We start from the raw sequence: 24,459 nt of genomic DNA on the forward strand, positions 1-24,459 counted from the left end.
GATGCTGCCGCCCGCGCGCGAGGCCCCCTAGCGCCACACCCTGTAAGGCTGCCCGCTACAGGGTCGAGTCGTTGCCCGCCCTGCCCCACCTACCGACCATGCCCTCAACGCCACGGCATCCGCCGCAACGCATTGAGGACAGCACATGTCGACCCCCGCCAAGAAATTCCGCTCCAACTGGTTCCGCGTCGCCGTAGAAGGTGCGACCTCGGACAAACGCATCATCAAGCGCAGCTGGCTGGAGCAAGCCGCCAAGAACTTCGACCGTAGTGTCTACGGCGCCCGCATCTGGATGGAGCACTTCCGCAGCCTGCTGCCGGACAGCCCGTTCCGTGCCTACGGCGACGTCCTGGCGGTAAAGGTTGAAGAGGTCGACATCGCCGGCCAGAAGAAGCTGGCCCTGTTCGCCCAGGTCGAACCGACCCCCGACCTGATCGCCATGAACAAGGCGAAGCAGAAGATCTACACCTCCATCGAAATCGACGACTCCTTCGCGGACACCGGCGAGGCCTACATCGTGGGCCTCGCCGTGACCGACTCGCCCGCGAGCCTGGGCACCGACGTGCTGGCGTTCTCGGCGCAGAAACCGGAGTCCAGCCCCTTCAAGGACCGGCACTACTCCGAAACCTCCATGTTCACCGAGTCCATCGAAGTCGAGGGCCTCGCCTTCGAGGAAGTGGAAGACCCGAAAACCGGGGTCGGCGCCAAGCTGCTCAGCAGCGTGAAAGCCCTGCTCAGTGGCAAGCAGGCTCAGACCGACGAGCAGTTCAGCCAGGTCGCCGAAGCCGTTGAGGCAGTGGCCGATCACGTCAAGGACCTGCCGGAGAAGTTCGCCAGCCTGGAAGGCAAGCAAGGAGAGCAGGACGGCAAACTCGTCCAGCTCAGCAAGGACCTGGACGAGTTGAAACAGAAACTCAGCCACACCCCCGATCCGAAGCAGATCCAGCGCCCCGTGGCAACCGGCGGCGACAACTCGGTCGAGAAGACCGACTGCTGACCCACCACGACCGCCCTATCGCTACGGAGTAGCCCCATGCACAACGATACCCGCCGCTTGTTCAACGAATACCTCGGCCAGCTCGCCGCGCTGAACGGTGTAGACGACGTCACCACGAAATTCTCGGTCGACCCGACTGTCGCCCAGACGCTGGAAACCCGCATTCAGGAGTCGAGCGGCTTCCTGCAGCAGATCAACATCCTCGGCGTCACCGAGCAGTCGGGCGAAAAAGTCGGCCTTGGCGTTTCCGGCCCGATTGCCAGCACCACCGACACCACCGCGCAAGACCGTCAGACCCGTGACGTGACCGTCCTCGACAACCTGGGCTACCTCTGCACCCAGACCAACTTCGACAGCCACATCACCTACAAAAAGCTCGACGCCTGGCGCAAGTTCAAGGACTTCCAGGCTCGCATCCGTGACGCGATCCTGCGCCGCCAAGCCCTCGACCGCATCATGATCGGCTGGAACGGCACCAGCCGTGCCGCCACCTCGAACATCGCCACCAATCCGCTACTGCAAGACGTCAACGTCGGCTGGCTGGAGAAGATGCGCCTCACCAACGCGGCACGCGTGATGTCCGAGGGTGACAAGGAGGCCGGCAAGATCCTGATCGGCGCTACCGGCGACTTCAAGAACATCGACGCCCTGGTCTACGCGATGGTCAACGAGCTCATCGAGCCCTGGTACCAGGAAGACTCCGAGCTGGTGGTCGTGTGTGGCCGCGAGCTGCTGGCCGACAAGTACTTCCCGCTGGTCAACAAGGATCAGGCCCCGAGCGAGCAACTGGCCGCCGACGTCGTCATGAGCCAGAAACGCATTGGCGGCCTGCCGGCCGCACGGGTTCCTTTCTTCCCGGCCAAGGGCCTGATGATCACCCGCCTCGACAACCTGTCCATCTACTGGCAGGAAGAGAGCCGCCGCCGTCAGATCGTGGACAACGCCAAGCGCGACCGCATCGAGAACTACGAGTCGTCCAACGACTCCTACGTGATCGAGGACAACGGCTGCGCCGCGATGGCCGAGAACATCGAACTGCAGGTCGCGTGAGGTAGATCGCCATGAACCTCTGCCGTCGCCATTACCAGCGCGTCACCGCCGCCCAAGCGGCGGCGGAGGCCGCTGGCCCCACCCAGACCATGGCCGGTCTGACCGCTTACGAACTACAGCTCGCCCAGCTCATCCAGGACAAGGCTCGCTTAAAGGGCATCCAGTCCACCGAGGGGAAGATCGAGCTCAAGCGTGTGCTGTTGCCTGCCTACGCCCCCTACGTCGAGGGCGTGCTGTCGGCTGGCAAAGGTGCGCAGGATGAGGTCCTGGTCACCGTGATGCTCTGGCGGATTGACACTGCCGACTATGCCGGCGGCTTGGACGCTGCGGCCTACGTTTTCCAGCATGGCCTGCTGATGCCGGATAGCTTCAATCGCTCCATCGGTTGCGTGGTAGCAGAGGAAGTAGCCGAAGGCGCGCTCAAAGCCCTGAAAGCCGACCAACCCTTCGACATCGATGTGCTGCTGCGCACTGCCGAACTCACCGCTGAGCAAGACATGCCGGACCAGGCTCGGGCCAAGCTGTTCCTCGCTCTCGGCCGCGCCACCTTGTATGGCCTGGACGTCGAGGCCCCTGGCAAGCCTGGCCAAGTCGCAGAGGGCATTGCGCTCCTGAGGCGCGCCATTGAGCTGCACGACAAATGTGGCGGCAAGAAGGACCTGGAATCCGCCGATCGGCTGCACAAGAAACTGGCCGACGCTGCTACGGCAGCTGCTCCGACTTCGACGGGGCTGCCACCGACACCCCCGCCGCCTTCGACCGCCCCGGCTGACGAAAAGCCTTCTGTGCCTCCGAAACCGTACGGCAAGGGAAGCCGGAAGAACCGAAAGAATCCGCCCAGCAAGGGCTGACCGAGCGCCCCGCGCACCCACGCCGGCTCGGGGCCGATCTGCCTGGTGACTCCTTCCAGCGCAGTGACGCCCCGACCACCGGCGACCTATTCAAGGCAGGACCATGAGTGCATTCGTAGCCAGCGGCGACGTGGCCGCCGGCGTGACCATCAACAGCGACGAATTCTGGCCGGGCATCGACGTCGACGACCTGCGCGACGACATGCGCATCGGCGCCGACGTCAGCCCGGCCAAGCTGGAGACAGCAGTGGTTGCCGCCCTGCTGAACGTCAACCGCCAGCTCGGCGAATGGCAGTCCCTGCAGGAAGACCAGGGCTACACCACCCTCAGCCAGGTACCAGCCAAGCAGGTGGCGGGAAAATCCGCCCTGGTCCAGCACTACCAGCGCGCAGTGTGCTGCGCCACGGCCGCCGAGCTGCTCGAGCGCTACCGCGGCTACGACACCACCAACATCGGCAGCCAGAACGCCGAAGAACGCACCCCGACCATCGACGAGTACCGCCGCGACCTGTCCTGGGCGCTCAGCGACCTGGTCGGCCGTCCGCGCTCCACCATCGAGCTGATCTGATGGCCGCTCTCCTCCGCACTCAGCAGTACGACACCGTCGAGGCCCTGTGCTGGAGGTACTACGGCCGGACCGGAAGTGTCACCGAGGCCGTGCTCGAGGCGAACCCAGGACTGGCCGACCACGGCCCGATTCTGCCGCAAGGCATCGAGGTAACCATGCCCGATGCCCAGAACACCGCACCCACACAACAGGTAGTGAACCTGTGGGATTGACCAACAAGGGAAGTAGTAGCCATGGCTGATCCAACCACCACCGCGGCCGGCGGTCTTCTGATGGGGCTCGGGCTGGGCGCGACCCTCCCGGTAGACGGCGGCGTGCTGTTCGGCGCGCTGCTGGGCGCCTGGCTGGCCACCAGCACCAAGCACGACCTGAAGGCCTGGGCGCGCCTGCTGGCACTGATCCCGCCGACTTGTGTGGGATACCTGTCGTCTGGGCCGGCACTAGCCCAGTTCCCCTGGCTCACCACTCGCGAATTCGCCGCTATTCCCTGCGCCCTGCTGGTCATCCCGGTCAGCCTCAAGGCCGCCGCCTGGATCGACGGTGTCGATTTCGCCGAGCTCGTCCGCCGAATCCGGCAGGTACTGGGAGGTAGCTGACATGCTTGCGCTCATCGTCCCCCTCATCACCGCCGTCGCCTACCTGATGGCCGCCCTTCGCCTGGCCTGCTTCAAGCGCGATGGCGCCCGCTATCGCCGGGGGATGTCCCTGCTGGCGAGCCTGCTGGGCGCATCCATGGCCATCAGCGGCCTGGAAATCCTGCTCTATCGCCCACCGGTCAGCATCTGGCACGGCGTCACTGCCTGCCTGTTGTGCCTGCTGATCTTCCGTTCCCGCGGCAACGTCGCCGCTCTGCTGAGGCCTTCCACATGACCATCCTTCGCCACGGCGACCGCGGACAGGATGTCCGCACCCTGCAGAACCGGCTCAACGACCGCCTCAAGGCTGGCCTGGACGCCACCGGATTGTTCGACGACGCCACCGAGGCTGCCGTCCGCACCTTCCAGCGCGGCGCCGGCCTGGTCGACGACGGCATCGTCGGGACCAAGACACAAGCCGCCCTCACGGGTGTGGGTACCACCCTGCTGCTGGGTGCCGGCAACCTCGCTGCAGCCGCCCAACGCCTTGGCCTTCCGTTGGCCACCGTCTATGCCGTCAATGAGGTGGAATCGGCCGGCGCCGGCTTCCTGGCCAACGGCAAGCCCAAGATCCTCTTCGAGCGGCACCAGATGTATCGCCAGCTCTGCACACCCCGGAGCCCCGACGACGATGCGGCGGAGCTGAAGCGCCACGCCGATGAGCTGGTCGCCCTGTCCCCGTCCCTGATCAACCCCACACCGGGTGGCTATGCCGGCGGTACTGCCGAGCATCAGCGGCTGGCACAGGCCCGCATGATCGACGACACCGCCGCCCTGGAGTCCACCAGCTGGGGCGCCTTCCAGATCATGGGCTACCACGCCACGCGCCTGGGCTATGAGAGCGTGCAGGACTTCGCCGCCGCCATGGCCAGCGGCGAGCCAGCCCAGTTCGACGCCTTCGTCCGCTTCATCGAGGCCGACCCGGCCCTGCTCAAGGCCCTGAAGGCCCGCAAGTGGGCCGATTTCGCCAAGAGCTACAACGGCCCGGCCTACGCCCGGAACCTCTACGACGTGAAGCTCGAACGGGCCTACGCCCGCCACACCGAAGCCATGGGAGAGAAAGCGGCATGAGCCAGGCCACCGAAACCGAAGGCAGATTCCCCTACAAGGAACTCTTCGAGCGCATGGTTGCGCTTCGCGCCACCCCTTCCACTGTCATCGTGCTCCCAGAAGGAACGCCCACCCACGAGGCGGAGAAAGTTGCCAACGCGCTGAAGATGCTTTTGCCCGTGCCCCCGCTGGTAGTTGTTGGGGACGTGCGCTGCCTGGACGTCGGGCAGATGAACGACGCCGGCTGGTACCGGGCGTGAGCACGCTGCGCCAGGCGCTTTACAGTATTGCGCTGCTGGGCGCCTTGGGCCTGCTGCTATGGGGCTACCACCAGCGCGATCAGGCCGCTGCCGCCACCCTGGCCCTGACCGACCAGCAACGGCAGGATGCCGAAGCCCGCACCGAACGGCAGGCGAAAAGTATCACCGCGCTGAGCGACAGCCTGAAGGCCGAACGCGAGGCGCAGGCCACCCTACGCACCACGCAAAACCAGCTCCGCCAGGGGCTGGCCGACCGACAACGTCAGATCGAGGACTTGAAGCGTGAGAACCAGGAACTACGCGAATGGGCTGATCAGTTGCTGCCTGATGCTGCTCGCCGCCTGCGGCAGCGCCCCGCCCTCACCGGAGCAGACGCCTATCGCGACTGGCTGTCCGGTCGTGGTGCCCTGCCAACTGCCGGCGACCGCTCCCAGCCGTAACGGCGAACTGCTCGACGACGCCGACCGCGCCGAGGCCGCCTGGGCGGACTGCGCCGCCCAGGTCGACACGATCTACCGCTACCAGCAGGATCATCCCCAGCATGTACAAGCCCGATAGCCTCCGCGCCACCTTGTTGGCCTCGGTACCGCAGCTCAAGCACGACCATGAGCGACTGCTGATGTTCATCGACCAGGGTAGCGTCCGCTGCACCGCTGCCGCGTCCCTGTCGTATGAGTACGCCTACAGCCTGCAGATCATCCTCACCGACTTCCCTGGCTCGCCAGACGCCGTGATGCTGCCCCTGCTCGGCTGGCTGCGCGAGCATCAGAGTGAGCTGCTGGCCAACCTCGACAAGGTGGACAAAGGCATTGAGTTCGAGGTCGACATCCTCGACAAATCCAAGGTCGACATGGCCATCACCCTGCAGCTCACTGAGCGGGTGGTCGTCAAGCGCCTTGAGGACGGCACCTACAGCGTCACTCACGCCCCTGAGCCGCAGTACGAGGCCTACGAGAACTACGGCCCCATGCAGTTCATCGCCAACGGCGAGCTGCTGACAGAGTGGACGCCACCGCCGGCGCCAGACGCCATGGCGCTTGTCACTCCGAACCCGCGCCGCCCGAGCGATGGCTGATCCGCTCGACACCCTGGAAGACTGGGCCGGCCCCATTCTGCGAGCCCTGGAGCCGGCACAGCGCAAGAACCTGGCTGCCGACCTGGCGCGCCGCCTGCGCCGCAGCCAGCAGAAGCGCATCGCCGAACAGAAGAACCCAGACGGCAGCCCCTACACCCCTCGAAAGCCGCGCAACCTGCGGGGAAAGGTCGGGCGCATCAAGCGCCGCGCCGCGATGTTCACCAAGCTACGCACCGCCCGCTACCTCAAGGCCAAGGGCAACGCCGAAGCTATCGTCCTCAGCTTCGCCGGCCGCATCTCGCGCATCGCTCGCGTCCACCAGTTCGGTCTGAAGGACCGCGCCGAACGAGGCGCACCGGACGTCCGCTACCCCGAGCGGAAGCTGTTCGGCTTCACCGACACCGACCTCGACCTGATCCGCGACGGCCTGCTCGAGCACGTCGAGCTGTAAGCGCCGCCGCTACAGGGTCGGGCGGCTGCGTCGCGCGCGCGTGGGCGCCATGCTCGGCGCCATGACTGACTTCGCCGAACTCTCCCGCCTCATCGAAAACCTGGTCCGTGTCGGCACCATCGCCGAAATCGACCTGGTGAAAGCCCGCGTGCGCGTGCGGACCGGCGAACTGCTCACCGGCTGGCTGCCCTGGACGGCGGCGCGTGCCGGCGCAGACCGAGACTGGGACCCGCCTACCGTCGATGAGCAGGTGCTACTGCTGAGCCCCTCTGGCCAATTGGCGAACGGTGTGGCCATCACCGGCCTGTTCAGCACCCAGCACCCCGCCAACGGCGACCGCGCAAGCCTACACCGCCGCACCTACTCCGACAGCGCCGTAATCGAGTACGACAGCAAGGCCCACCACCTGCGCGCCCATCTGCCGGCCGGCGGCACCACCGAGCTGATCAGCGACGGTGGCGTCCACATCGTCGGAGACGTCACCCTCGAAGGCGACCTCATCCAGACCGGCAACCAACAGGTCACAGGGAACGTCCAGGTGAGCATCGACGTGGTCGCCGCGGGTATCAGCCTGGTGCACCACGTTCACGGTGGGGTGCAGGGCGGTGGTTCCAATACGGGGGTGCCGAAGTGAACCGCACCACTGGAAGCACCATCGGCACCCTCGCCCACATCCGCCAATCCATTGCGGACATCCTCACCACCCGCATCGGTACTCGCTGTATGCGCCGTGAGTACGGCAGCCAGTTGCCGGAGCTGGTCGACCAGCCCTTCAACGACGCCACCCGCCTGCGTGCCTACTCCGCCACCGTCATCGCCCTGATGCGCTGGGAGCCCCGCATCCGCATCAGCCGGGTGCAGTTCAACGGCATCTCCCTGCAGGGCTCCGTGGTGCTGGAGCTGGAGGCAACGCTGGTGGACAGCAACGAACAGCAGAACATCAGCATCCCGCTGAGCATGGGCGCCTCGGTATGAGCATCACCTTCTCCGCTATCGATCTGAGCCAACTGCCCATCCCGGAGGTGGTCGAGCAGATCGACTTCGAAACCATCCTCGCCGAGCGCAAGGCCTACCTGGTCAGCTTGTACCCAGCGGACCAGCAGGAGGAAATCGCCGCGCGGCTGGAGCTGGAATCCGAGCCGCTCACCAAGCTGCTGCAGGAAAACGCCTACCGCGAATTGGTCTGGCGGCAACGGGTCAACGAGGCTGCGCTGGCCAACTTGCTGGCCTACGCAGCCGGCAGCGACCTCGAGCAGCTCGCCGCGAACTACAACGTCAAGCGCCTGGTGGTCACCCCAGGTGATCCCTCTGCTGTGCCACTGGTCGCGGAGGTCCTCGAGGACGACGACAGTCTGCGCGAGCGCGCCCAGATGGCGTGGGAGGGACTGAGTACCGCGGGCCCACGCAACAGCTACATCTTCCACGCCCGCGCAGCTGACGGCCGGGTCGCCGACGCTACGGCGACCAGCCCGTCACCTGCTGTGGCCGTGGTCACCATCCAGGCGATGGCCGGGGATGGGACCGCGCCACCCGATCTTATTGCCGCCGTTCAGGCCTACCTCAGCGATGAAGATCGCCGCCCCGTGGCCGACCGGCTGACAGTCCAGGGTGCGCAAGTGCTGCCGTACAGCGTCACCGCCACGCTCTACCTGAACACCGCAGGCCCTGAGTCAGAGCCAATCATGGAGGCAGCCGAAGCCGCCCTGCTGGCCTTCGTTCATCAGCGCCGCCGACTCGGATTGGAAGTCTCCGAGTCGGCCATCCACGCCGCCCTGCACGTCGAAGGTGTGCGCAAAGTCGTGCTGACCGGATGGGTCGATGTCACTGCCACCGAGGCCCAGGCCCCCTACTGCACCGGCGTGACCCTTTCTCTGGGGAGCGAGTGATGCCAGCCACGCCGCTGCTCCCGGGAAATGCAACGCTGCTGGAACGGCTCGCCGCGCAGGCGTTGGCCGATATCCAGCGCGTGCCGATTCCGCTCCGACAACTGGTCGACCCCGATACCTGCCCAGCCACGCTACTGCCGTACCTGGCCTGGGCCTTCTCCGTCGACCGCTGGGATAGTGCCTGGCCGGAAGCCGCGAAGCGCGCCGCCATCCGCGCTGCCTACTTCATCCACTCGCGCAAGGGGACCATTGGCGCCCTACGCCGGGTGGTCGAGCCGCTGGGCTACCTGATCGAGGTCCGCGAGTGGTGGCAAATGGCGCCGGCCGGCGTGCCTGGAACCTTCGCCCTGGTGGTCGGCGTGCTCGATTCCGGCATCACCGATGAGATGTATACCGAACTCAGCTGGCTGATCGACGACGCCAAGCCGTTGACCCGCCACCTGGTAGGGCTCGACATCAGCCTCGAAGTACAAGGCCACGTCCCTGTATCCGCAGCGCACTACGACGGCGACACCCTCACCGTCTACCCGTACATCCCCGAAACAATCGAGGTCATCGGCAGCGTGAGCATGCCAGGCCGCGAACACACCATTGACACTGTGAGCGTCTACCCATGGCAGTGACCTACTACGCGATTCTCACCGCCGTCGGCGCGGCAAAGCTGGCCAATGCCGCCGCCCTCGGCACCTCCCTGCAGATTAGCCAGATGGCTGTTGGCGACGGGGGCGGCAACGTGCCGGTGCCCGATGCGAACCGAACCACCTTGGTCAATGAAGTGCGCCGGGCACCGCTGAACCAACTGAGCATCGATCCGGGAAACGCTTCGCAAATCATCGCCGAGCAGGTCATTCCCGAATCGGTGGGCGGCTGGTGGATTCGAGAAATGGGTCTACTGGACAATACCGGCGCGCTGATTGCCATCGCGAACTGCGCGCCGTCCTACAAGCCCCAGCTCGCCGAGGGCAGCGGCCGCACCCAGACCGTCCGCATGGTACTGATCGTCAACAACACCGGGTCCGTCGAGCTGAAGATCGACCCCAGTGTCGTGCTGGCCACTCGCGAATATGTCGACACCGCCATTGTCACCGCGATCAATCGCCAGGACGCGAAGGCGTCGGTGCGCGTGGGCACCACCGCGAACATCGCCTTGAACGGCCTGCTGACTGTCGATGGGGTGGTGCTGGCGGCGGGTAACCGGGTGTTGGTGAAGAACCAGAACACCGGCAGTCAGAACGGCATTTATGTGGTGTCGGCCGGAGCCTGGACACGCAGCGCGGACGCCGACGAGAACGCCGAGGTAACCCCGAACCTCACCGTCGCGGTCGAAAGCGGCACCACGCAAGCAGACACCGTCTGGCAGCTGATCACCGACGCGCCTATCGTTGTGGGCACCACTGCTCTGGTCTTCCAGGACATCACCAACGGCCTGGCGCGTCTGGCATCGCCAGCATTCACCGGCAACCCAACCGCGCCGACTCCCGCCCCTGGTGACAACGACACGTCCATCGCGACGACGGAGTTCGTGCAGCAGGCCATCGCCCCGAAGGCGCCACTGGCCAGCCCGGCCTTTACCGGGAACCCAACCGCGCCGACCCCGGTAGATGGGGATAACGACACGTCTATCGCGACGACGGCGTTCGTGCAGCAAGCCATAGCCCCGAAGGCACCGCTGGCCAGCCCCGTCTTTACCGGAAACCCTACTGCGCCAACGCCGGCAGGTGGGGACAACGATACATCCATCGCGACGACAGCGTTCGTACAGGGTGAGATCGCGGCCAAAGCCCCATTGGCCAGCCCGGTATTCACTGGTAACCCCACCGCGCCCACGCCAGCCCAGTTCGATAACGACACGTCGTTGGTCACGAGCGCCTTTGTGCAGCGAGCGCTGGGCAACATCCAAGGTGTGAAGACGATCAATGCCAGCCAGGCGCTATCGATGGCCGATGCCGGCATGCTGATCAACGTCAACACCGGCGGCGGCGACGTTACCCTGACCATGCCGGAGAACGCCCCGCCTGGCGTGGTGTTCCGTATCACCAAGCTGTCCAGCAACGCAAACCGCGTCATTATCACCAGCGCGCAGAACTTCATCGGTCAGGGGTCGTACAACTCAGGCACCCCGTCCGGCACCATCGTTCTGCGCAATTTTGACTCGGTGGAGCTGACCTCGTTTGGTCCGGGCTCGTCGTGGATTGCCGGTGGTGGCGTTGGCACCGGATTCCTCGCGGCGAACGGCTACAAGCGCGACGCATCCGGAATGATGATCCAGTGGGGTGTAGGCAACGGCTCCACCAGCGGTCCGGCCACGATCACATTTCCTATCGCTTTCCCCAACTATTGCGCGGCGGTTGTCCCATGCCCAGGGAACCCCTCCGCTTATGTAGCGACCCTGGCTCAAAGCGCTTCGCTGAGCTTGACCGACTTTCAAGTTAACTGCTGGTCCATCGGCAGCACTCCCGCCAGGTCGACCGCTGGTTTCTCCTACATCGCGATTGGTTACTGAGGTCCAACACATGCCTTATGCATCTGCATCTACTCGGGGTTTCTATGTCGAGGAAATCCATGGCTCCAGCATCCCAGACGACGCGATTGAGATTTCCGAAGAGCTGCACTCGGAGCTATTGAATGGGCAAGATAGGGGCTTGCTGATCGATTGGAGCAGCGGCATTCCTACTCTTGCCGCTGCGCCGGAAACTCCGCCGACATTGCGCATCGCTGAACGCCGCTACCAAGCCGAAACCGCCGGCATCACCGTCAACGGTATGGCCTTGCCCACCGACCGCGACAGCCAGGCCCTGGTGACAGGCGCCGCCCTCGCGGCCGTGATCGATCCGAACTACACCTGCCAGTGGAAGACTGCCGAGGGCTTCGTCGACATGAGCGCTCAGCAGATCATCGCCCTGGCCAGCGCCATGCGCGCACACGTTCAGGCCTGTTTCGACCGCGAGGCTGCACTGCTGGCCGCCGTGGATGCCGGTACCTACTCTGGCGAACAACTCGACCAGGGCTGGCCAGCATGAGTCGCTTCCTGACCGCCCTGCAGGTTGAGCTGCAGGGTGATCGCACAACCTGGAAGCTGCTGAGCGAGTTCGTCTATGAGGACGCCGAGCACGGGCGCATTGCGGTCGCCCGCGGCTTCGAGACGGACTTCGCCAGCGTGCCGCGCATCCCGGTCGTCTTCGACCTGGTCGGCGCCTACGGCCACGCCGCCGCCACCTTGCACGACTGGCTGTACTCTAGCGGCCTGGTGCCGCGCGCGAGCGCTGACAGGATCTTCCGCGAAGCCCTGCGCGCCACGGGTATTGCCCGCTGGCGGGCCTGGCTGATGTGGGCAGGCGTCCGTCTCGGTGGTTCGTCGCACTACCGTCACCCCGCGTCCTTCTGAGCTGACCCTGTAGCGCCCGCCGCTACAGGGCGCGGCGCTCGCTCCGATCACGCGCGCGCGGCAGCCTGTGCAGTGTCATCCACCCGCACAGGCACCTACCATGGCAGGCGAATACCATCACGGCGTGCGCGTCGTCGAAATCAACGAAGGCACTCGGCCGATCCGCACCATCAGCACCGCCATCATCGGCCTGGTAGCGGTTGCCGAGGACGCCGACGCCACCCTCTTCCCCCTCGATACCCCTGTACTGCTCACCAACGTGCAGTCCGCCATCGGCAAGGCCGGCACCAACGGCACCCTGGCGCCCAGCCTGCAGGCCATCGCCGACCAGACCAACGCCGTCACCGTCGTGGTGCGCGTGGCCAAGGGCGCAGACGATGCCGCCACCACCAGCAACCTCATCGGCACCACCACCGTCGACGGCAAATACACCGGGATGAAAGCGCTGAAGACCGCCAAGACCAAGTTCGGCGTTACCCCGCGCATCCTGGGCGTGCCAGGGCTGGACAGCGAGCCCGTGGCCACCGCCCTGGTCGCCCTGGCCCAGCAGATGCGCGCCTTCGCCTACGTCTCCGCCGCCGAGGCGAAAACCAAGGAAGAGGCCACCGCCTACCGCGAGGGCTTTGGCGCCCGTGAAGTGATGGTGATCTGGCCAGACTTCCAGCGCTGGGACACCGTCGCCAACGGCACCGTTGTGGCGCCGGCGGTGGCCCGTGCCCTGGGACTGCGCGCGAAGATCGACCAGGAAGTGGGCTGGCACAAAACCCTGTCCAACGTCGCCGTCAACGGCGTGACCGGCATCAGCGCCGACGTGTACTGGGACCTGCAGAGCACCGCCACCGACAGCGACTACCTCAACGAGGCGGACGTCACCACCCTCATCAACGCCAACGGCTACCGCTTCTGGGGCTCGCGCACCTGCTCGGACGATCCGCTGTTCGCCTTCGAGAACTACACCCGCACCGCCCAGGTGCTGGCCGATACCGTCGCCGAAGCGCACCTGTGGGCGATGGACAAGCCCATGCACCCGACCCTGATCCGCGACATCATCGAGGGCCTCAAGGCCAAGGGCCGCGAGCTGGTCGCCAACGGGTACCTGATCGGCTTCGACGCCTGGTACGACGAGACCCTCAACGACAAGGACACCCTCAAGGCCGGCAAGCTGAAGATCGTCTACGAGTACACCCCGGTGCCGCCGCTCGAGGACCTGACCTTCAACCAGAAGATCACCGACACCTACCTGGCCGACTTCGCCAACCGTATCAACGCTTGATCCCGCGCCCTCCCTGCGCGGGAGGGTTTGCGCTGAACCCCGGAGAGCCCAGCCATGGCCATGCCGCGCAAACTCAAGAACATGAACCTCTTCAACGACGCCAACAGCTTCCTGGGCGTCTCCAAGTCCGTCACCCCGCCCAAGCTGGCCCGCAAGATGGAGGCCTACCGTGGCGGCGGTATGAACGGCCCGGTAGAGGTCGACCTTGGCTTCAGTGACGACGGCCTGGTGGTCGAGTTCTCCCAGGGCGGTCTCGACGTGATCACCATCAAGCAGTTCGCCGCCGCCACCGCCACGGCGGTCCCTCTGCGCTGGACCGGCGCCTACCAGCAGGATGACACCGGCGAAACCGTACCCGTGGAGATCGTCGCCCGTGGCCGTGTGAAGGAAATCGACATGGGCGAAGCCAAGCCCGGCGAGGACACCGAGCACAAGTTCACCGTCACCTGCAGCTACTACAAGCTGATCGTCGACGGCGAAGAGATCCTCGAAATCGACCACCTGAACTTCATCGAGAAGGTCAACGGCGTTGACCGCCTCGCCGAGCAGCGCAAAGCCATCGGCATCTGACCCCATAACCCCCACCGCACCCTGCGGCCGTTCCGACGCTCATGGCGCCCACGGCCGCCCCCTTTCGCAACCAAGGAGCCCCCATGGACGATCTCGAACCCCAAGCTGAAAACCAGTCTGTAGCCCCGCAGGAAGAAGCTATCCCCGACAACGTCGTCGTGCTCGATACCCCGCTCAAGCGTGGTACCAGCCAGATCGACCGCCTCACCCTGCGCAAGCCGGCCGCCGGCGAGCTGCGCGGCCTGCAGATGGCCAGCCTGCTGCAGATGGACGTGGCCAGCACCATGAAGCTGCTGCCGCGCATCAGCTCCCCCGGCATCACCGAGCCCGAGGCAGCCGCGATGGACCCGGCCGACCTGCAGGCCTGCGCCGCGAAGATCTGCGGTTTTTTGCTGCAGAAGCGCGAGAAGGCGGCATACCTGCTCGCGTAGAGGACGCCATGGCCGACCTGGCCGTGGTCTTTCACTGGGCGCCGGCCGACATGGACCGGCTGTCCCTCTCGGAACTGATGGAGTGGCGCGAGCGCGCCCGGGTAAGGAGCTCCGCCGATGGCGAATGACCTGCAGCTGCGAGTGTTGCTCGGCGTGATCGACAAGGCCCTCGGCCCGTTGAAGAAGATCACCCAGGGCAGCGGCGACACGGCCAAGGCCCTGAAGGCTGCTCGCGAGCGGCTCAAGGAACTCAACGCCACGCAGGCCGACACCAGCGCCTGGCGTACCCAGCGCGCCGCGCTCGAGCAGACCAGCCGCGCCATGGCGGCCAATCAGGCGAAAATCTCCGAGCTGGCCCGTTCCATGGCTGCCGCCGGGCCGCCCACTCGGGCGATGACCCGCGACTACCAGCGGGCCATCCGCCAATCCCAACGCCTCAAGCAACAGCATGACAGCCAGAGCCAGGCCGTGCAGGCGCTGCGCACGCGCTTGGCAGCGGCAGGCATCGATACCCGCAACTTCCGCGAAGGTGAGCGCGCGCTACGCCAGCAGATCGAGGCCACCAACGCCAGCATCAGCGAGCAGGGGCGGCGCCTGCAGGACGTCAATCGCAAGCAGCAGGCGATGGCCAAGGCCCGTGGCGAGCTGGATCGCGCCCAGCGCGTAGCAGGTGGCATGGCCGCATCCGGCGCCGCTGCTCTGGGCGTCGGCTACGCCGCCAGCCGCCCCCTGAATGCTGCGGTTCAGGCCTTCGCCCCCAACGAGGACGCCGCCACCCAGCTGAAGGCATCCATGATGGTCGCTGATGGCAGCGTCCCGGCCGAGTTCCAGAAGATCACCGACCTCGCCACCCGATTGGGCGACAAGCTGCCGGGCACCACGGCCGACTTCCAGAACATGATGACCATGCTGCGCCGGCAAGGCCTGAGCGCGCAGTCGATCCTTGGCGGTACCGGCGAAGCGGCGGCCTACCTGGGCGTACAGCTGAAGATGCCGGTGGAAGCTGCGGCGGAGTTCGCGGCCAAGATGCAGGACGCCACCCGCACGCCCGAGAAGGACATGATGAAGCTCATGGACAGCATTCAGCGGGCGTTCTACCTGGGCGTGGACCCCACCAACATGCTGCAGGGCTTCAGCAAGATTTCCCCGGCGATGGACATTCTCAGGAAGCAGGGCCTGGAAGCCACTGAGGCCTTCACCCCGCTGCTGGTGATGATGGATCAGGCAGGCCTGGAGGGCAGCGCCGCCGGCAACGCCTTCCGCAAAATCTTCCAGGGCTCGCTGAACGTCGACAAGATCAAGGACGTCAACGAGATGTTCCAACTGCGCGGCTCGAAGATCCGTTTCGACTTCAGCAACGGCAAGGGCGAGTTTGGCGGCATGGAGAAGATGTTCGCCCAGCTCGATCAGTTGAAATCACTGACTACCGAAGACCGCCTGATGGTGGTCAAGGACCTGTTCGGCGATGACAGTGAAACCCTCACCACCCTCAACACCCTGATGAATAAGGGCCTGGCCGGCTACCGTGAGGTCGCGGACAAGGTCAAGACGCAAGCCGACCTGCGCACCCGCGTCGATTCGCAGCTCAAGACCCTGACCAACGTCATGGAGGCCGCCCAGGGTAGCTGGACCAACGCCATGGCCGAACTCGGCGCCACCATCGCCCCAGAACTCAAAAGCCTCATCAACTGGCTGGGCGAAGTGGCTAACGGTGTCGGTGCGTGGACCAGGGCGAACCCTGGTCTGGCCAAGGGCGTGATGCTCACCGTTGCGGCGGTTGCTGCCTTGTTCACCGTCTTCGGCACTCTGACCGTCGCGCTCGCGGGCTTCCTCGGGCCGCTCGCGGTGGCGCGCTACGGCCTGGCACTGTTCGGTATCCAGGGCGGTTCCCTATTCGGGCTTCTGCGCGGCATGGTCGGCGTACTGACCGGCCCTCTGGTCGCGGGAATCCGTACCGTCAGCATTGCGCTCTGGGGACTGGCCGCCAACCCGGTGGTGCTGGCCATCGCCGCTGTCGTGGCCGTGCTGGCCGGCGCTGCCTACCTCATCTACACCCACTGGGACCAGGTGAAGAGCTACCTGCTGGGCATGTGGGCAGAGATCAAGGCGGGGTTCGACGGCGGCATCAGCGGCATCGTTCGCCTGATGCTCGACTTCTCTCCACTGGGCCTGTTCTACCGCGCGTTCGCGGGCGTCATGAGCTACTTCGGCGTCGAGCTGCCCGGCAAATTCACCGAGTTCGGCAACATGATCCTCGATGGCCTGATCAACGGGATCACGTCGAAGCTCGGCGCCGTCAAGGACGCCATCAGCCAGGTCGGCGACAGCACCATCACCTGGTTCAAGGAGAAGCTCGACATCCACTCGCCGAGCCGCGTCTTCGCCGAGCTGGGCGGCTTCACCATGGCTGGCCTCGCTCAGGGGCTGCTCGCGGGTCAAGGTGGCCCCTTGGCAGCTATCACCGACATTGCAGCGCGCCTTGCTGCGGCCGGCTCCGCGGCCATCGGCATTTCCGTACCGGTAACGGCGGTCGGTAATCGCCCCACCACGCTGCCGGACAACTCGGCCCAGGCGTCACCGCAACGGGCCCTTGCTGCGAAACAGGACGGTCTGCTCGGAGCCCTCGCTGACTTTGCCGCACGCCTGACTGCGGCCGGCGCCCTGGTGGTCGGTACCAGCACTCCAGCGGTGGCCATCGACAACCGCCCTCCGATCAGCGCTGTCAGCCCGGCGCCGGTGATCCAGGGCGACACCTACCAGATCACCATCCAGGCCGGCCCCGGCACTGACACGGCATCGCTGCGCCGCATGCTCGAGCAGATGCTCGACGAGCGCGAGCGCGCCAAGGCGGTGCGGGTACGTTCACGCCTGGCCGACAGGGAGTAACCCACCATGATGATGGCCCTCGGCATGTTCGTCTTCAGCCTGCACACCCTGGCGTATCAGGAGCTGCAGCAGGAAACCGAATGGCGCCACCCCAGTACCAACCGTGTCGGCGCCGCACCGGCACGGCAGTTTGTCGGCCGTGGAGACGACACCATCACCCTCCCCGGCGTGCTGCTGCCGGAGCTGGCGGGCACGATGCTCAGTCTGGATACCCTTCGGCAGATGGCCGACACCGGCAAGGCCTGGCCCCTGGTTGAGGGTAACGGGCGCATCCGGGGTCTGTGGGTGATCGACAAGATCAGCGAGACCCGCACCCTGTTCTTCGCCGACGGTGCGCCCCGCCGCATCGAATTCAGCCTCTCGCTCAAGCGCATCGACGACGGCCGCGTCGACCTGCTCGGCGCGCTGACCGGCAGCGCCGGCAGCATCCTGCAGGCCGTCCTGTGAGCCTGCTCGACAGCGTCACCGGGTACGTCCGGGATGTCGCCGGCCAGTACCAGCAGGAAGCGGACTACCCGGTACCGGCCTTCCGCATCAGCGTCGACGGCAACGACATCGCCCAGTTGATCAGCCCGAGGCTCATCAACCTGGACCTCACCGACAACCGCGGCATCGAGGCCGACCAGCTCAACATCACGTTGAGCGACCACGACGGCCTGCTCGCCATCCCGCGTAAGGGTGCGGTTCTGAGGCTGTGGCTGGGCTGGAGCAATACCGGACTGGTGGACAAGGGCACCTATACCGTCGACGAGATCGAGCACAGCGGCGCGCCCGATCTGCTCAGCATCCGTGCCCGTAGTGCGGACCTGCGCAAGGCGCTGAAGGTGAAGCGCGAGCGCAGCTGGAGCGAAACGACCCTCGGCCAGGTGCTGGCCGACGTGGCCCAGCGCAACCAGCTGCAGTTGCGCATAGCCGACACGTTGAAGGATCAGGTTATTCCCCAGCTGGACCAGGCCAACGAATCCGACGCCAACCTGCTGACCCGCCTGGGCGAAGACTTCGACGCCGTGGCCAGCGTCAAGGCTGGATGCCTGGTCTGCATGCCCGCCGGCGGCGGTCGCAGCGTGAGTGGCTTGGCCTTGCCGCACATCACCTTGGTGCGCGCCGACGGCGATGGCCACCGCTACCTGCTGGCCGATCGCGACAGCTACGACGGGGTCAGGGCGTATTACTACGACATCAACAGCGCCAAGAAGCAGGAAGCGATCGCAGGCGGCGGCGAGAACCTCAAGAACCTGCGCCACACCTACAGCGACCAGCAAAGCGCCTTGCGCGCCGCTCGCTCCGAATGGCGGCGGTTGCAGCGCGGCACCGCCACCCTGACCTACAACCTCGCGCGCGGCCGGGCAGACCTTATCCCTGAACTCACCTACACCCTGCAGGGGGTGAAGGCGGACATCGACGCCATCATCTGGTACGGCGGCAATATCCAGCACCGGCTCAGCGCCGACGAGGGCTTCGTCACCAGCCTGGAGCTGGAGAGCAAGTTGCCCGAAGACCTGGTCGAGGACCTGGCCACCGACAACCCGGGCAACTACACCGGCATCGTCGCCTTCTACCGCGACAAAAAGACCGGCACCGAGAAGAAGGTCACCGCCGGTGATCAGACCCACCCACGGCGCCTGCGCCACCTGTATGTGAGCCAGAAGAACGCGCAGCGGGCGGCAGATCGAGAGTGGAAGCGGCTGCAGCGCAGTGCCAGCGATTAAAGGTTCGCTGGCTGCTCCCTGGGACGCGGGCCGCCAACGGCAGTGTAATAGCTAGCCATTTGCGTCAGCATGGACAGTAGCTTGTGAAAAGATAAAAATTAGCCCTGCGAAAAAGATTTCAGTGGAGTGAAAATGGAATACGCAAAGGACTTTCTAGACATTCTCAGCGCGCTCAGGACATATATAGTCGACAGTATCGGAGTACTATTCACTCTATTTGGTGGCGCAATTGAATTTCTTAAGTCCCATGACGGCTTTGGAAATTTCCTGACAGGCTTGATAGGCGCCGCCATCGGTGGATTCTTTACGCTAAAGGGTGCTGAAAAGGCCCATATTCTTGAGCAAGAAAACGCTAGAGCGGATGAGGACAAGCTGCTCGACAACACATTGGCGATGCTCAAGGTCGAGATAAATAGTGCATGGGAAATTTACTGGATCGAGTACGGAAAAGATTTGGTAGAGCTTGATGATACAGAGCCACTTCTATCAACCTTCCCGATTGGCGAAGACCCATTTACAATATTCAACTCAGCGCCAGAAGCCCTCGCAATGGCACCCCGCGAGATTGCAAAGGATATTGTTTATTTCTACATGCGGGCCAAGGGGCTGGTTGCCATGGTGAAGGAGAATAGCTCTGACACAGAAGAATGCCGGCGCTACGCATTCGATTCAATGATGCAAAAACGCCATGATCCAGCCTTCCTAGAACTTACTAATGATGCCTTTGCAAAAAAGCTTGAGGAACATTATGTAGCTTGCATAGACGAAATGTCCGCTCGCCTATTGATGGTATCAACAGCTACTGGAATGAAAATACTGACTCAGGAACTTAAAGAAGTTGTCGAGAGGCTGAATAACTCCATCGACAAGTACCTGATTGATCGCGCTCGCGCCTGAGGTATAAAGCCCCCCGGCACAACACAGGGGCCCGCTCAGCTTTCCAGTTCCGTGAGTGCTGCCAGACACCTATCAACTTGAATATCATCGCCTGATCCTGGGGCCTCGAGGGCCGGAAGCGGCGCAGAGACGACCATGCTGCTGCCTAGCGACACCAGTGGAGCAAGAACGCCACCCACAGCGACTGCGTCACCTGTAGGTGAGCCAGAGGAACGCGAAATCGCAAATAACGAATCATTTCATGCGTAGCAATGAATGCAGGCGCTTAACTATCATCACGATAGTCAACAGCAAATTAACACAAACCACTACGGCAATCGGCGTAAAGAACAGTTTTGACAAAACAAGGGAAAAAGACGTTTTGGTTTTATCGACTATAAAACTGTCTGCAACAGAGAACGCAAAGCAAATAGCAATAAGGACAAGAGAGGAAAGAATAGAAAAACTGATATTGTAATAGAGCTCATCCAAAAGTTTTTTCTTTGCTGGATACAGACTATCCACAGGCCTTTTCAGATCTATATCTCTCTGGCGCCTTTCATCAAGCTTACTTTCTTGATCATAAACAAGTACCAAAACAGAAAGTAGCAAAGCTGTAAAAATTGCACCAAAGTTAACGAGCAGCGACGAAATATCCTTTGTCAGCAAAAAACCGGAAGCAATACTGAGAAAGCCAAAGAGCACGGGAACACAACAAAAAGTCACGAAGTCCAACCATGACCACCCGCCATCAACATCACCCAGCGTTCCGAAGTGCCCCAGCACGATTTCCTTTATGTTAATCTTGCTGCTCATACCTTTATGCCCATCCCAGGATATATAGTTGAGAGAAACTCATTCAAAAGAACCTTACACCAACTATCAAATTCCTTCATATTAGGATTTCCGGCAGTAATTGTAACCTTATCTTCATCAACATCAATCTCGCAAACTTGATTACTTGGATTTGCACCAAGCCTAAAAGTTCGCTTCCTGCCGTTCATTTCCACAACCGTCTTCACCTGAGTACACAATTGCGTGAGCATTTCGATAGTCGCGCTCTGCTCCGTGCCGGCTTTTAAATAGTCAGCAAATACACCAAGATTTTTACGACGCGGCGCTTTGATTATATAGGTGTGCTCCGCCTCATTATGACCAAGATTTTTTATTTGATCCTCAATAGCATTCATCCCGCTGAACCGAACCAACTTAATTTCTTTTGCAGTAGCCTTTTTCCATTCCTCGAAAGCCTTCTCATACGACAGAGGATTCATTTGCAGAACGCGACCACCAGTTACGCGTGACAACTCCGCACGCAACAACTCATGAAGCAATGTCTTAATACCGATATTTCGCTGATTATGCAGAAGAGCTACACCTTCATCGAGCTTCTCGGGAATGTAGAAGCGCACATAGTGCTTAAGCACTTCCGCATTCTTTTCAAGACGCTGAAAATCCACATTCCCAGTTTCAATATTTACAATATCGGTTCTTGAACCATAGCTGCCTGCCTTCATGATCCCTCGAAACTCACGCTTGACATCATCAAACTTGAAAGAGGAAAAGGCATAAATCTGCTTACTATCTTCTACAATTTGATATTTATCACCCTTAGAGGCGATGAAATCTTTAAAAACCTTGTACATGTCAAACTGACCAATACCCCCAAGCGGGGAATACGAGTTCTTGACCTGTTTGCCTTTCATCACCGGATCAAAGCATCGAATTGTATATGGCGAGACGGTATTCAAATTTAAGCACCCTAAATTATATTGTTCTGCAAATCCTTGAAATTTCAAAACCCCCGACTAATAAGTCGGGGGTCGGCTCAGTTTTCCAGTTCCGTGAGCGCTACCAGGCCCTCCATCAACTTGAACACCGTCTCCCGATCCTGGGGCCTCAGGCATCGGAAGCGGCGTAGAAGCACGGATTCCAGTGCACTGAGTCGTTCAACAGGCTGCCACTTCTCGGCAATAAGAGTGGCTACCACCAGTTTGCATTGCTCCATGGGTCGTACTCCCTCACATCCTCGGGCGCCCGTCAGCACCTTGCCGACGTCCAACCGCCCGGGGGGAGTGGCCCATTCTCAGCACAAAGACGCGTGCCACTAGCCTGCCTTCGCTATAGCGACGGGTATGCCCCTTTTATGTTCAGCAAGGCACCTCGCCGGTTTTCAGCAAGTGCAAAAGCTGTTCTTCGGTAACGATGAAAGCGCCCGCCTCCCGTGCATCCTCCACCTTGGAGGGGCCAGCGTTGTAGCCGATGCACAGCACTGCAAGGGATCTGCCGGCAGTCTTCATCACGCGAAAACCACTTTCGGCTGAGAGTGTTTCAAGGCGTTGTCTATCAGCCGCCTTGAAACCCGTGAAAAGAACCTGGGGGCGAGTATCAGGCTGCACCTTGGGTGCAGGTTCTGGAGCCGGTGGAGCGTTATCGAAGAGGAGCTGATCCGCGCCCACCAGGTACTCGATTACCCGGTCTTTGCGGAAGGTCCTCGGAAGGCTATCGGCATCGCCGCGGCCCTGGATGTAGCGGGAGTTTTCTTTCCAGCGAGTCAACAGCCAAGTGGCGATATTGCCGCTGGCATCTCGGTATACGAATTGGATTGGATTCATCGCTATCTCCTTGCGACCAATCGACTACATCAGTCCGTTCCGTATGATTTAGATGGCCCGACACCAGCCGGGCGGAACAGAAGTCAGTCGGCGGCGGACTGGGCCACCAGGAACATGCCCTTGGCGACGCGTAGGAACGACACCTGATCGTCCGGCGCCATGCCCTTGAAGAAGCGCAGCAGGTCCAGTTCGGCAGAGCTCAGAGCCTCCAACTCCGCTGGAAGCCGGCGCCCGGTCACTACATACAGGACGTCCACGCCAAGGCCTGCAGCAGCGCCTAAGACAGTTGCGCCAACGTCACCACTCCCACCTTCGTAGCCAGCAAGAGTTCGCTTGGCGACCCCAATGTGCTGCGCAAACTCATCCTGATTGAGGCCGAGACGCTTGCGCTCTTCTTGCAGCCGCGCGCCAGTTGCCTCACGTGTTAAATGCAAAATTTTTCATCTCCAGCCTTGACTGGTGCAGTTATGTGCATCATTCTGCGCTTGTCATCACACGAAATTGCACGAATTTGCACTATGCCGAACGCCTACCCCACGGAGCAAGCCCGCGAGGCTGCCCGACAACGCATATACGAGCAGGGCCTCACCGTCAGGGAGTGGGCCGACAAGAACGACCTGGGCGAAAGCACCGTCTACGCGGTGCTCAACGGACAGAAGAAATGTCTTCGCGGTGAAGCTCGCCGCGTTGCTGTCTTGCTTGGCCTCAAGGTCGGCGTGATCCCACAGTAGTGGCAGCGGTTCCAGGGGGGAACCAGAAGATGAAACGCAACTTCCTAGACAGCCGCCGCAAGGTCGTCCAAGCCATCATCGGGGCCTTCCCCGGCGGTCGTGAGTGCGCCGCAGCCCGCCTGGGCATGGACCTCAAGAAATTCGACAACCACGCCTACGAGTCCGCCGGAAGCCGCCCGCTCACCGACGAACAACTGCGGGTGCTCGAGCAGGATGCCGGCAGCACCTTCCTGCCGGAATACCTCGCCAACCTCTACGGCGGCATGTTCGTGCAACTGCCGGACCCTGAGTCGCTCGACAACATCGACCTCTACAGCCGGTCGGTGCGCGCCTCGGTGAAGCGCGGCGCCGTCGACCTCATCATCGAGAAGGCCCTGGAAGACGGGGTGATCGAACCCGCCGAAGCCAAGCTGATCCTCAAGGCCCACGCCGACTACATGGCCGAGCGCCACGGCGAGGTGCTCTCGGTGATCGCCGTTCACAGCGACGGGGGCAAGGCATGAGCGTCTACAAGCTGGTGTGCCCCGCCTGCGGCGGCAAGCTGCGTATCCGAAACAGCGAGGGCGAAAGCCCGATCTTCCGCAGCATCTACGGCCAGTGCATGAACGTCGCCTGTGGCGCCACGTTCGCAGGCTCCCAGTCCTGGGAATACGAACTCAGCCCCTCCGGCCTGGACAAACCGCGTGTGCAGCTACCTGTCGCGCCCTCGGTTACACGGATGAAGGCCCTGCGCGACTCCCGCGCCGAGACCGACCAGCTCGACCTGCTCGACGACCTGCCCATGGAGGCGCTGGCATGACCACTCACACCATCAACGCTGATGACTACCGCACGTCCATGCAGCGCGCGGCGCTGGACTACCTGAAGCGCCACAAGGACCAGCACCTGGCCGAGTCGGATCTGCTGTTCAACGCCTGCGTACACCACCTGGTGAATGCCCTCGGCGTCCCGGTCTTTCTGTCGCAATCCCTGGTGCAGCGCGCCTGGGATGACCTCTTCCCCGAGCCAAAGCCAGACGTCGTCTGGATCGGCGTCGACATGGCGGCCGGTGAAGCACCCTGCTTTGTCTCCGATCGCCTGATCAGCAAGCACCCGAAACACCCCTGATTCCCTGATCCCAAGCCCTCCTCCCGTGGGTTTGGGCGAGTTACGCCCTGAAT

General features: G+C 62.9%; 36 protein-coding genes. 32 read left to right on the top strand and 4 right to left on the bottom strand.

The features are described 5' to 3' along the window. Positions 1–145: 145 nt before the first annotated feature. The 28 genes from O6P39_RS16770 to O6P39_RS16905 all read left to right on the top strand — a co-directional run bounded on the left by O6P39_RS16770 (position 146) and on the right by O6P39_RS16905 (position 19,974). Positions 146–997: a GPO family capsid scaffolding protein gene (locus O6P39_RS16770; RefSeq protein ID WP_275607624.1), complete on the top strand. Its 852-nt coding sequence runs from the start codon at positions 146–148 to the stop codon at positions 995–997. A gap of 36 nt (positions 998–1,033) precedes the next feature. Next, positions 1,034–2,047, top strand: a complete 1,014-nt coding sequence (locus O6P39_RS16775) for a phage major capsid protein, P2 family (RefSeq protein WP_263889441.1) — start codon at positions 1,034–1,036, stop codon at positions 2,045–2,047. 11 nt (positions 2,048–2,058) lie between these two features. Further along, positions 2,059–2,898 carry a terminase endonuclease subunit gene (locus O6P39_RS16780; protein ID WP_345774664.1) on the top strand — a complete coding sequence of 280 codons (840 nt, stop codon included), beginning with the start codon at positions 2,059–2,061 and terminating at the stop codon, positions 2,896–2,898. 103 nt (positions 2,899–3,001) lie between these two features. After that, positions 3,002–3,466, top strand: coding sequence for a head completion/stabilization protein (locus tag O6P39_RS16785; RefSeq protein WP_275607625.1), 465 nt, complete (start codon positions 3,002–3,004; stop codon positions 3,464–3,466). After that, positions 3,466–3,678 (top strand): tail protein X, encoded by a 213-nt coding sequence (locus O6P39_RS16790; RefSeq protein ID WP_275607626.1) that lies wholly within the window; start codon positions 3,466–3,468, stop codon positions 3,676–3,678. The genes O6P39_RS16785 and O6P39_RS16790 overlap by 1 nt, the downstream gene beginning before the upstream one ends. A 21-nt stretch (positions 3,679–3,699) precedes the next feature. Next, on the top strand, positions 3,700–4,062 hold the full coding sequence (locus O6P39_RS16795; protein ID WP_275607627.1) for a putative holin: 363 nt from the start codon (positions 3,700–3,702) through the stop codon (positions 4,060–4,062). Between the two features lies 1 nt (position 4,063). Next, entirely contained in the window at positions 4,064–4,336 is a 273-nt protein-coding gene (locus tag O6P39_RS16800; protein ID WP_275607628.1) for a phage holin family protein, read from the top strand. Beyond that, entirely contained in the window at positions 4,333–5,172 is an 840-nt protein-coding gene (locus tag O6P39_RS16805) for an N-acetylmuramidase family protein (protein ID WP_275607629.1), read from the top strand. The genes O6P39_RS16800 and O6P39_RS16805 overlap by 4 nt, the downstream gene beginning before the upstream one ends. Continuing rightward, the gene (locus O6P39_RS16810) at positions 5,169–5,411 is read left to right on the top strand and encodes a hypothetical protein (RefSeq protein WP_275607630.1); all 243 of its coding nucleotides are present in this window, start codon (positions 5,169–5,171) and stop codon (positions 5,409–5,411) included. Before O6P39_RS16805 ends, O6P39_RS16810 begins: the two co-directional genes overlap by 4 nt. Further along, positions 5,408–5,851, top strand: coding sequence for an Rz-like lysis system protein LysB (gene lysB, locus O6P39_RS16815; protein ID WP_275607631.1), 444 nt, complete (start codon positions 5,408–5,410; stop codon positions 5,849–5,851). Before O6P39_RS16810 ends, lysB begins: the two co-directional genes overlap by 4 nt. Next, on the top strand, positions 5,739–5,969 hold the full coding sequence (gene lysC, locus O6P39_RS16820; protein WP_275607632.1) for an Rz1-like lysis system protein LysC: 231 nt from the start codon (positions 5,739–5,741) through the stop codon (positions 5,967–5,969). Before lysB ends, lysC begins: the two co-directional genes overlap by 113 nt. Further along, positions 5,953–6,486, top strand: coding sequence for a phage tail protein (locus tag O6P39_RS16825; protein WP_275607633.1), 534 nt, complete (start codon positions 5,953–5,955; stop codon positions 6,484–6,486). The genes lysC and O6P39_RS16825 overlap by 17 nt, the downstream gene beginning before the upstream one ends. Then, positions 6,479–6,937, top strand: a complete 459-nt coding sequence (locus O6P39_RS16830) for a phage virion morphogenesis protein (protein WP_275607634.1) — start codon at positions 6,479–6,481, stop codon at positions 6,935–6,937. The genes O6P39_RS16825 and O6P39_RS16830 overlap by 8 nt, the downstream gene beginning before the upstream one ends. 61 nt (positions 6,938–6,998) lie before the next feature. Beyond that, complete coding sequence (locus O6P39_RS16835; protein ID WP_275607635.1) at positions 6,999–7,571, top strand: phage baseplate assembly protein V; 573 nt, start codon at positions 6,999–7,001, stop codon at positions 7,569–7,571. Continuing rightward, a complete protein-coding gene (locus O6P39_RS16840) occupies positions 7,568–7,912 on the top strand; it encodes a GPW/gp25 family protein (RefSeq protein WP_116820459.1) in 345 nt (114 codons plus the stop codon). The genes O6P39_RS16835 and O6P39_RS16840 overlap by 4 nt, the downstream gene beginning before the upstream one ends. Then, positions 7,909–8,823, top strand: a complete 915-nt coding sequence (locus O6P39_RS16845) for a baseplate J/gp47 family protein (protein WP_275607636.1) — start codon at positions 7,909–7,911, stop codon at positions 8,821–8,823. The genes O6P39_RS16840 and O6P39_RS16845 overlap by 4 nt, the downstream gene beginning before the upstream one ends. Further along, the gene (locus O6P39_RS16850) at positions 8,823–9,446 is read left to right on the top strand and encodes a phage tail protein I (protein WP_275607637.1); all 624 of its coding nucleotides are present in this window, start codon (positions 8,823–8,825) and stop codon (positions 9,444–9,446) included. Before O6P39_RS16845 ends, O6P39_RS16850 begins: the two co-directional genes overlap by 1 nt. Then, on the top strand, positions 9,437–11,326 hold the full coding sequence (locus tag O6P39_RS16855; RefSeq protein WP_275607638.1) for a phage tail protein: 1,890 nt from the start codon (positions 9,437–9,439) through the stop codon (positions 11,324–11,326). The genes O6P39_RS16850 and O6P39_RS16855 overlap by 10 nt, the downstream gene beginning before the upstream one ends. 139 nt (positions 11,327–11,465) lie before the next feature. Next, positions 11,466–11,843, top strand: coding sequence for a DUF4376 domain-containing protein (locus O6P39_RS16860; protein ID WP_275607639.1), 378 nt, complete (start codon positions 11,466–11,468; stop codon positions 11,841–11,843). Next, positions 11,840–12,208 carry a DUF1353 domain-containing protein gene (locus tag O6P39_RS16865; protein ID WP_265297149.1) on the top strand — a complete coding sequence of 123 codons (369 nt, stop codon included), beginning with the start codon at positions 11,840–11,842 and terminating at the stop codon, positions 12,206–12,208. The genes O6P39_RS16860 and O6P39_RS16865 overlap by 4 nt, the downstream gene beginning before the upstream one ends. A 100-nt stretch (positions 12,209–12,308) precedes the next feature. After that, positions 12,309–13,481: a phage tail sheath protein gene (locus tag O6P39_RS16870; RefSeq protein WP_275607640.1), complete on the top strand. Its 1,173-nt coding sequence runs from the start codon at positions 12,309–12,311 to the stop codon at positions 13,479–13,481. Positions 13,482–13,535: 54 nt separating this feature from the next. Continuing rightward, positions 13,536–14,051 carry a phage major tail tube protein gene (locus O6P39_RS16875; protein WP_275607641.1) on the top strand — a complete coding sequence of 172 codons (516 nt, stop codon included), beginning with the start codon at positions 13,536–13,538 and terminating at the stop codon, positions 14,049–14,051. 83 nt (positions 14,052–14,134) lie between these two features. Next, positions 14,135–14,482 (top strand): phage tail assembly protein, encoded by a 348-nt coding sequence (locus tag O6P39_RS16880; RefSeq protein ID WP_275607642.1) that lies wholly within the window; start codon positions 14,135–14,137, stop codon positions 14,480–14,482. A gap of 8 nt (positions 14,483–14,490) precedes the next feature. Then, positions 14,491–14,610 carry a GpE family phage tail protein gene (locus tag O6P39_RS16885; protein WP_116820450.1) on the top strand — a complete coding sequence of 40 codons (120 nt, stop codon included), beginning with the start codon at positions 14,491–14,493 and terminating at the stop codon, positions 14,608–14,610. Next, positions 14,600–17,368 (top strand): phage tail tape measure protein, encoded by a 2,769-nt coding sequence (locus O6P39_RS16890; RefSeq protein WP_275607643.1) that lies wholly within the window; start codon positions 14,600–14,602, stop codon positions 17,366–17,368. The genes O6P39_RS16885 and O6P39_RS16890 overlap by 11 nt, the downstream gene beginning before the upstream one ends. Positions 17,369–17,374: 6 nt before the next feature. Beyond that, on the top strand, positions 17,375–17,815 hold the full coding sequence (locus tag O6P39_RS16895) for a phage tail protein (protein WP_263889458.1): 441 nt from the start codon (positions 17,375–17,377) through the stop codon (positions 17,813–17,815). A gap of 2 nt (positions 17,816–17,817) precedes the next feature. After that, the gene (locus tag O6P39_RS16900; protein WP_275611968.1) at positions 17,818–19,077 is read left to right on the top strand and encodes a phage late control D family protein; all 1,260 of its coding nucleotides are present in this window, start codon (positions 17,818–17,820) and stop codon (positions 19,075–19,077) included. 132 nt (positions 19,078–19,209) lie between these two features. Continuing rightward, positions 19,210–19,974, top strand: coding sequence for a hypothetical protein (locus tag O6P39_RS16905; protein ID WP_275607644.1), 765 nt, complete (start codon positions 19,210–19,212; stop codon positions 19,972–19,974). A gap of 234 nt (positions 19,975–20,208) precedes the next feature. Here O6P39_RS16905 and O6P39_RS16910 read toward each other — a convergent pair whose 3' ends face one another. The 4 genes from O6P39_RS16910 to O6P39_RS16925 all read right to left on the bottom strand — a co-directional run bounded on the left by O6P39_RS16910 (position 20,209) and on the right by O6P39_RS16925 (position 22,825). Further along, a complete protein-coding gene (locus tag O6P39_RS16910) occupies positions 20,209–20,769 on the bottom strand; it encodes a hypothetical protein (protein ID WP_275607645.1) in 561 nt (186 codons plus the stop codon). Continuing rightward, positions 20,766–21,659 (bottom strand): hypothetical protein, encoded by an 894-nt coding sequence (locus O6P39_RS16915; protein WP_275607646.1) that lies wholly within the window; start codon positions 21,657–21,659, stop codon positions 20,766–20,768. The genes O6P39_RS16910 and O6P39_RS16915 overlap by 4 nt, the downstream gene beginning before the upstream one ends. 444 nt (positions 21,660–22,103) lie before the next feature. Then, on the bottom strand, positions 22,104–22,568 hold the full coding sequence (locus O6P39_RS16920; RefSeq protein ID WP_275607647.1) for a hypothetical protein: 465 nt from the start codon (positions 22,566–22,568) through the stop codon (positions 22,104–22,106). Positions 22,569–22,651: 83 nt separating this feature from the next. Next, positions 22,652–22,825: a hypothetical protein gene (locus O6P39_RS16925; RefSeq protein ID WP_275607648.1), complete on the bottom strand. Its 174-nt coding sequence runs from the start codon at positions 22,823–22,825 to the stop codon at positions 22,652–22,654. Between the two features lie 261 nt (positions 22,826–23,086). Between O6P39_RS16925 and O6P39_RS16930 the strand changes: the two genes are divergently transcribed. Genes O6P39_RS16930 through O6P39_RS16945 form a run of 4 tightly spaced genes read left to right on the top strand, consistent with a single transcriptional unit; the run spans position 23,087 to position 24,406 of the window. Then, on the top strand, positions 23,087–23,299 hold the full coding sequence (locus O6P39_RS16930) for a DNA-binding protein (RefSeq protein ID WP_263889464.1): 213 nt from the start codon (positions 23,087–23,089) through the stop codon (positions 23,297–23,299). A gap of 29 nt (positions 23,300–23,328) precedes the next feature. Continuing rightward, positions 23,329–23,802, top strand: a complete 474-nt coding sequence (locus O6P39_RS16935) for a YmfL family putative regulatory protein (protein ID WP_275607649.1) — start codon at positions 23,329–23,331, stop codon at positions 23,800–23,802. Continuing rightward, entirely contained in the window at positions 23,799–24,098 is a 300-nt protein-coding gene (locus O6P39_RS16940) for an ogr/Delta-like zinc finger family protein (RefSeq protein ID WP_116820442.1), read from the top strand. Before O6P39_RS16935 ends, O6P39_RS16940 begins: the two co-directional genes overlap by 4 nt. Then, positions 24,095–24,406, top strand: a complete 312-nt coding sequence (locus O6P39_RS16945; RefSeq protein WP_275607650.1) for a hypothetical protein — start codon at positions 24,095–24,097, stop codon at positions 24,404–24,406. Before O6P39_RS16940 ends, O6P39_RS16945 begins: the two co-directional genes overlap by 4 nt. Positions 24,407–24,459 lie beyond the last annotated feature (53 nt).

The sequence above is a fragment of the Pseudomonas sp. PSE14 genome, from assembly GCF_029203285.1.
In the GTDB taxonomy this organism is placed as follows: Bacteria; Pseudomonadota; Gammaproteobacteria; order Pseudomonadales; family Pseudomonadaceae; genus Pseudomonas.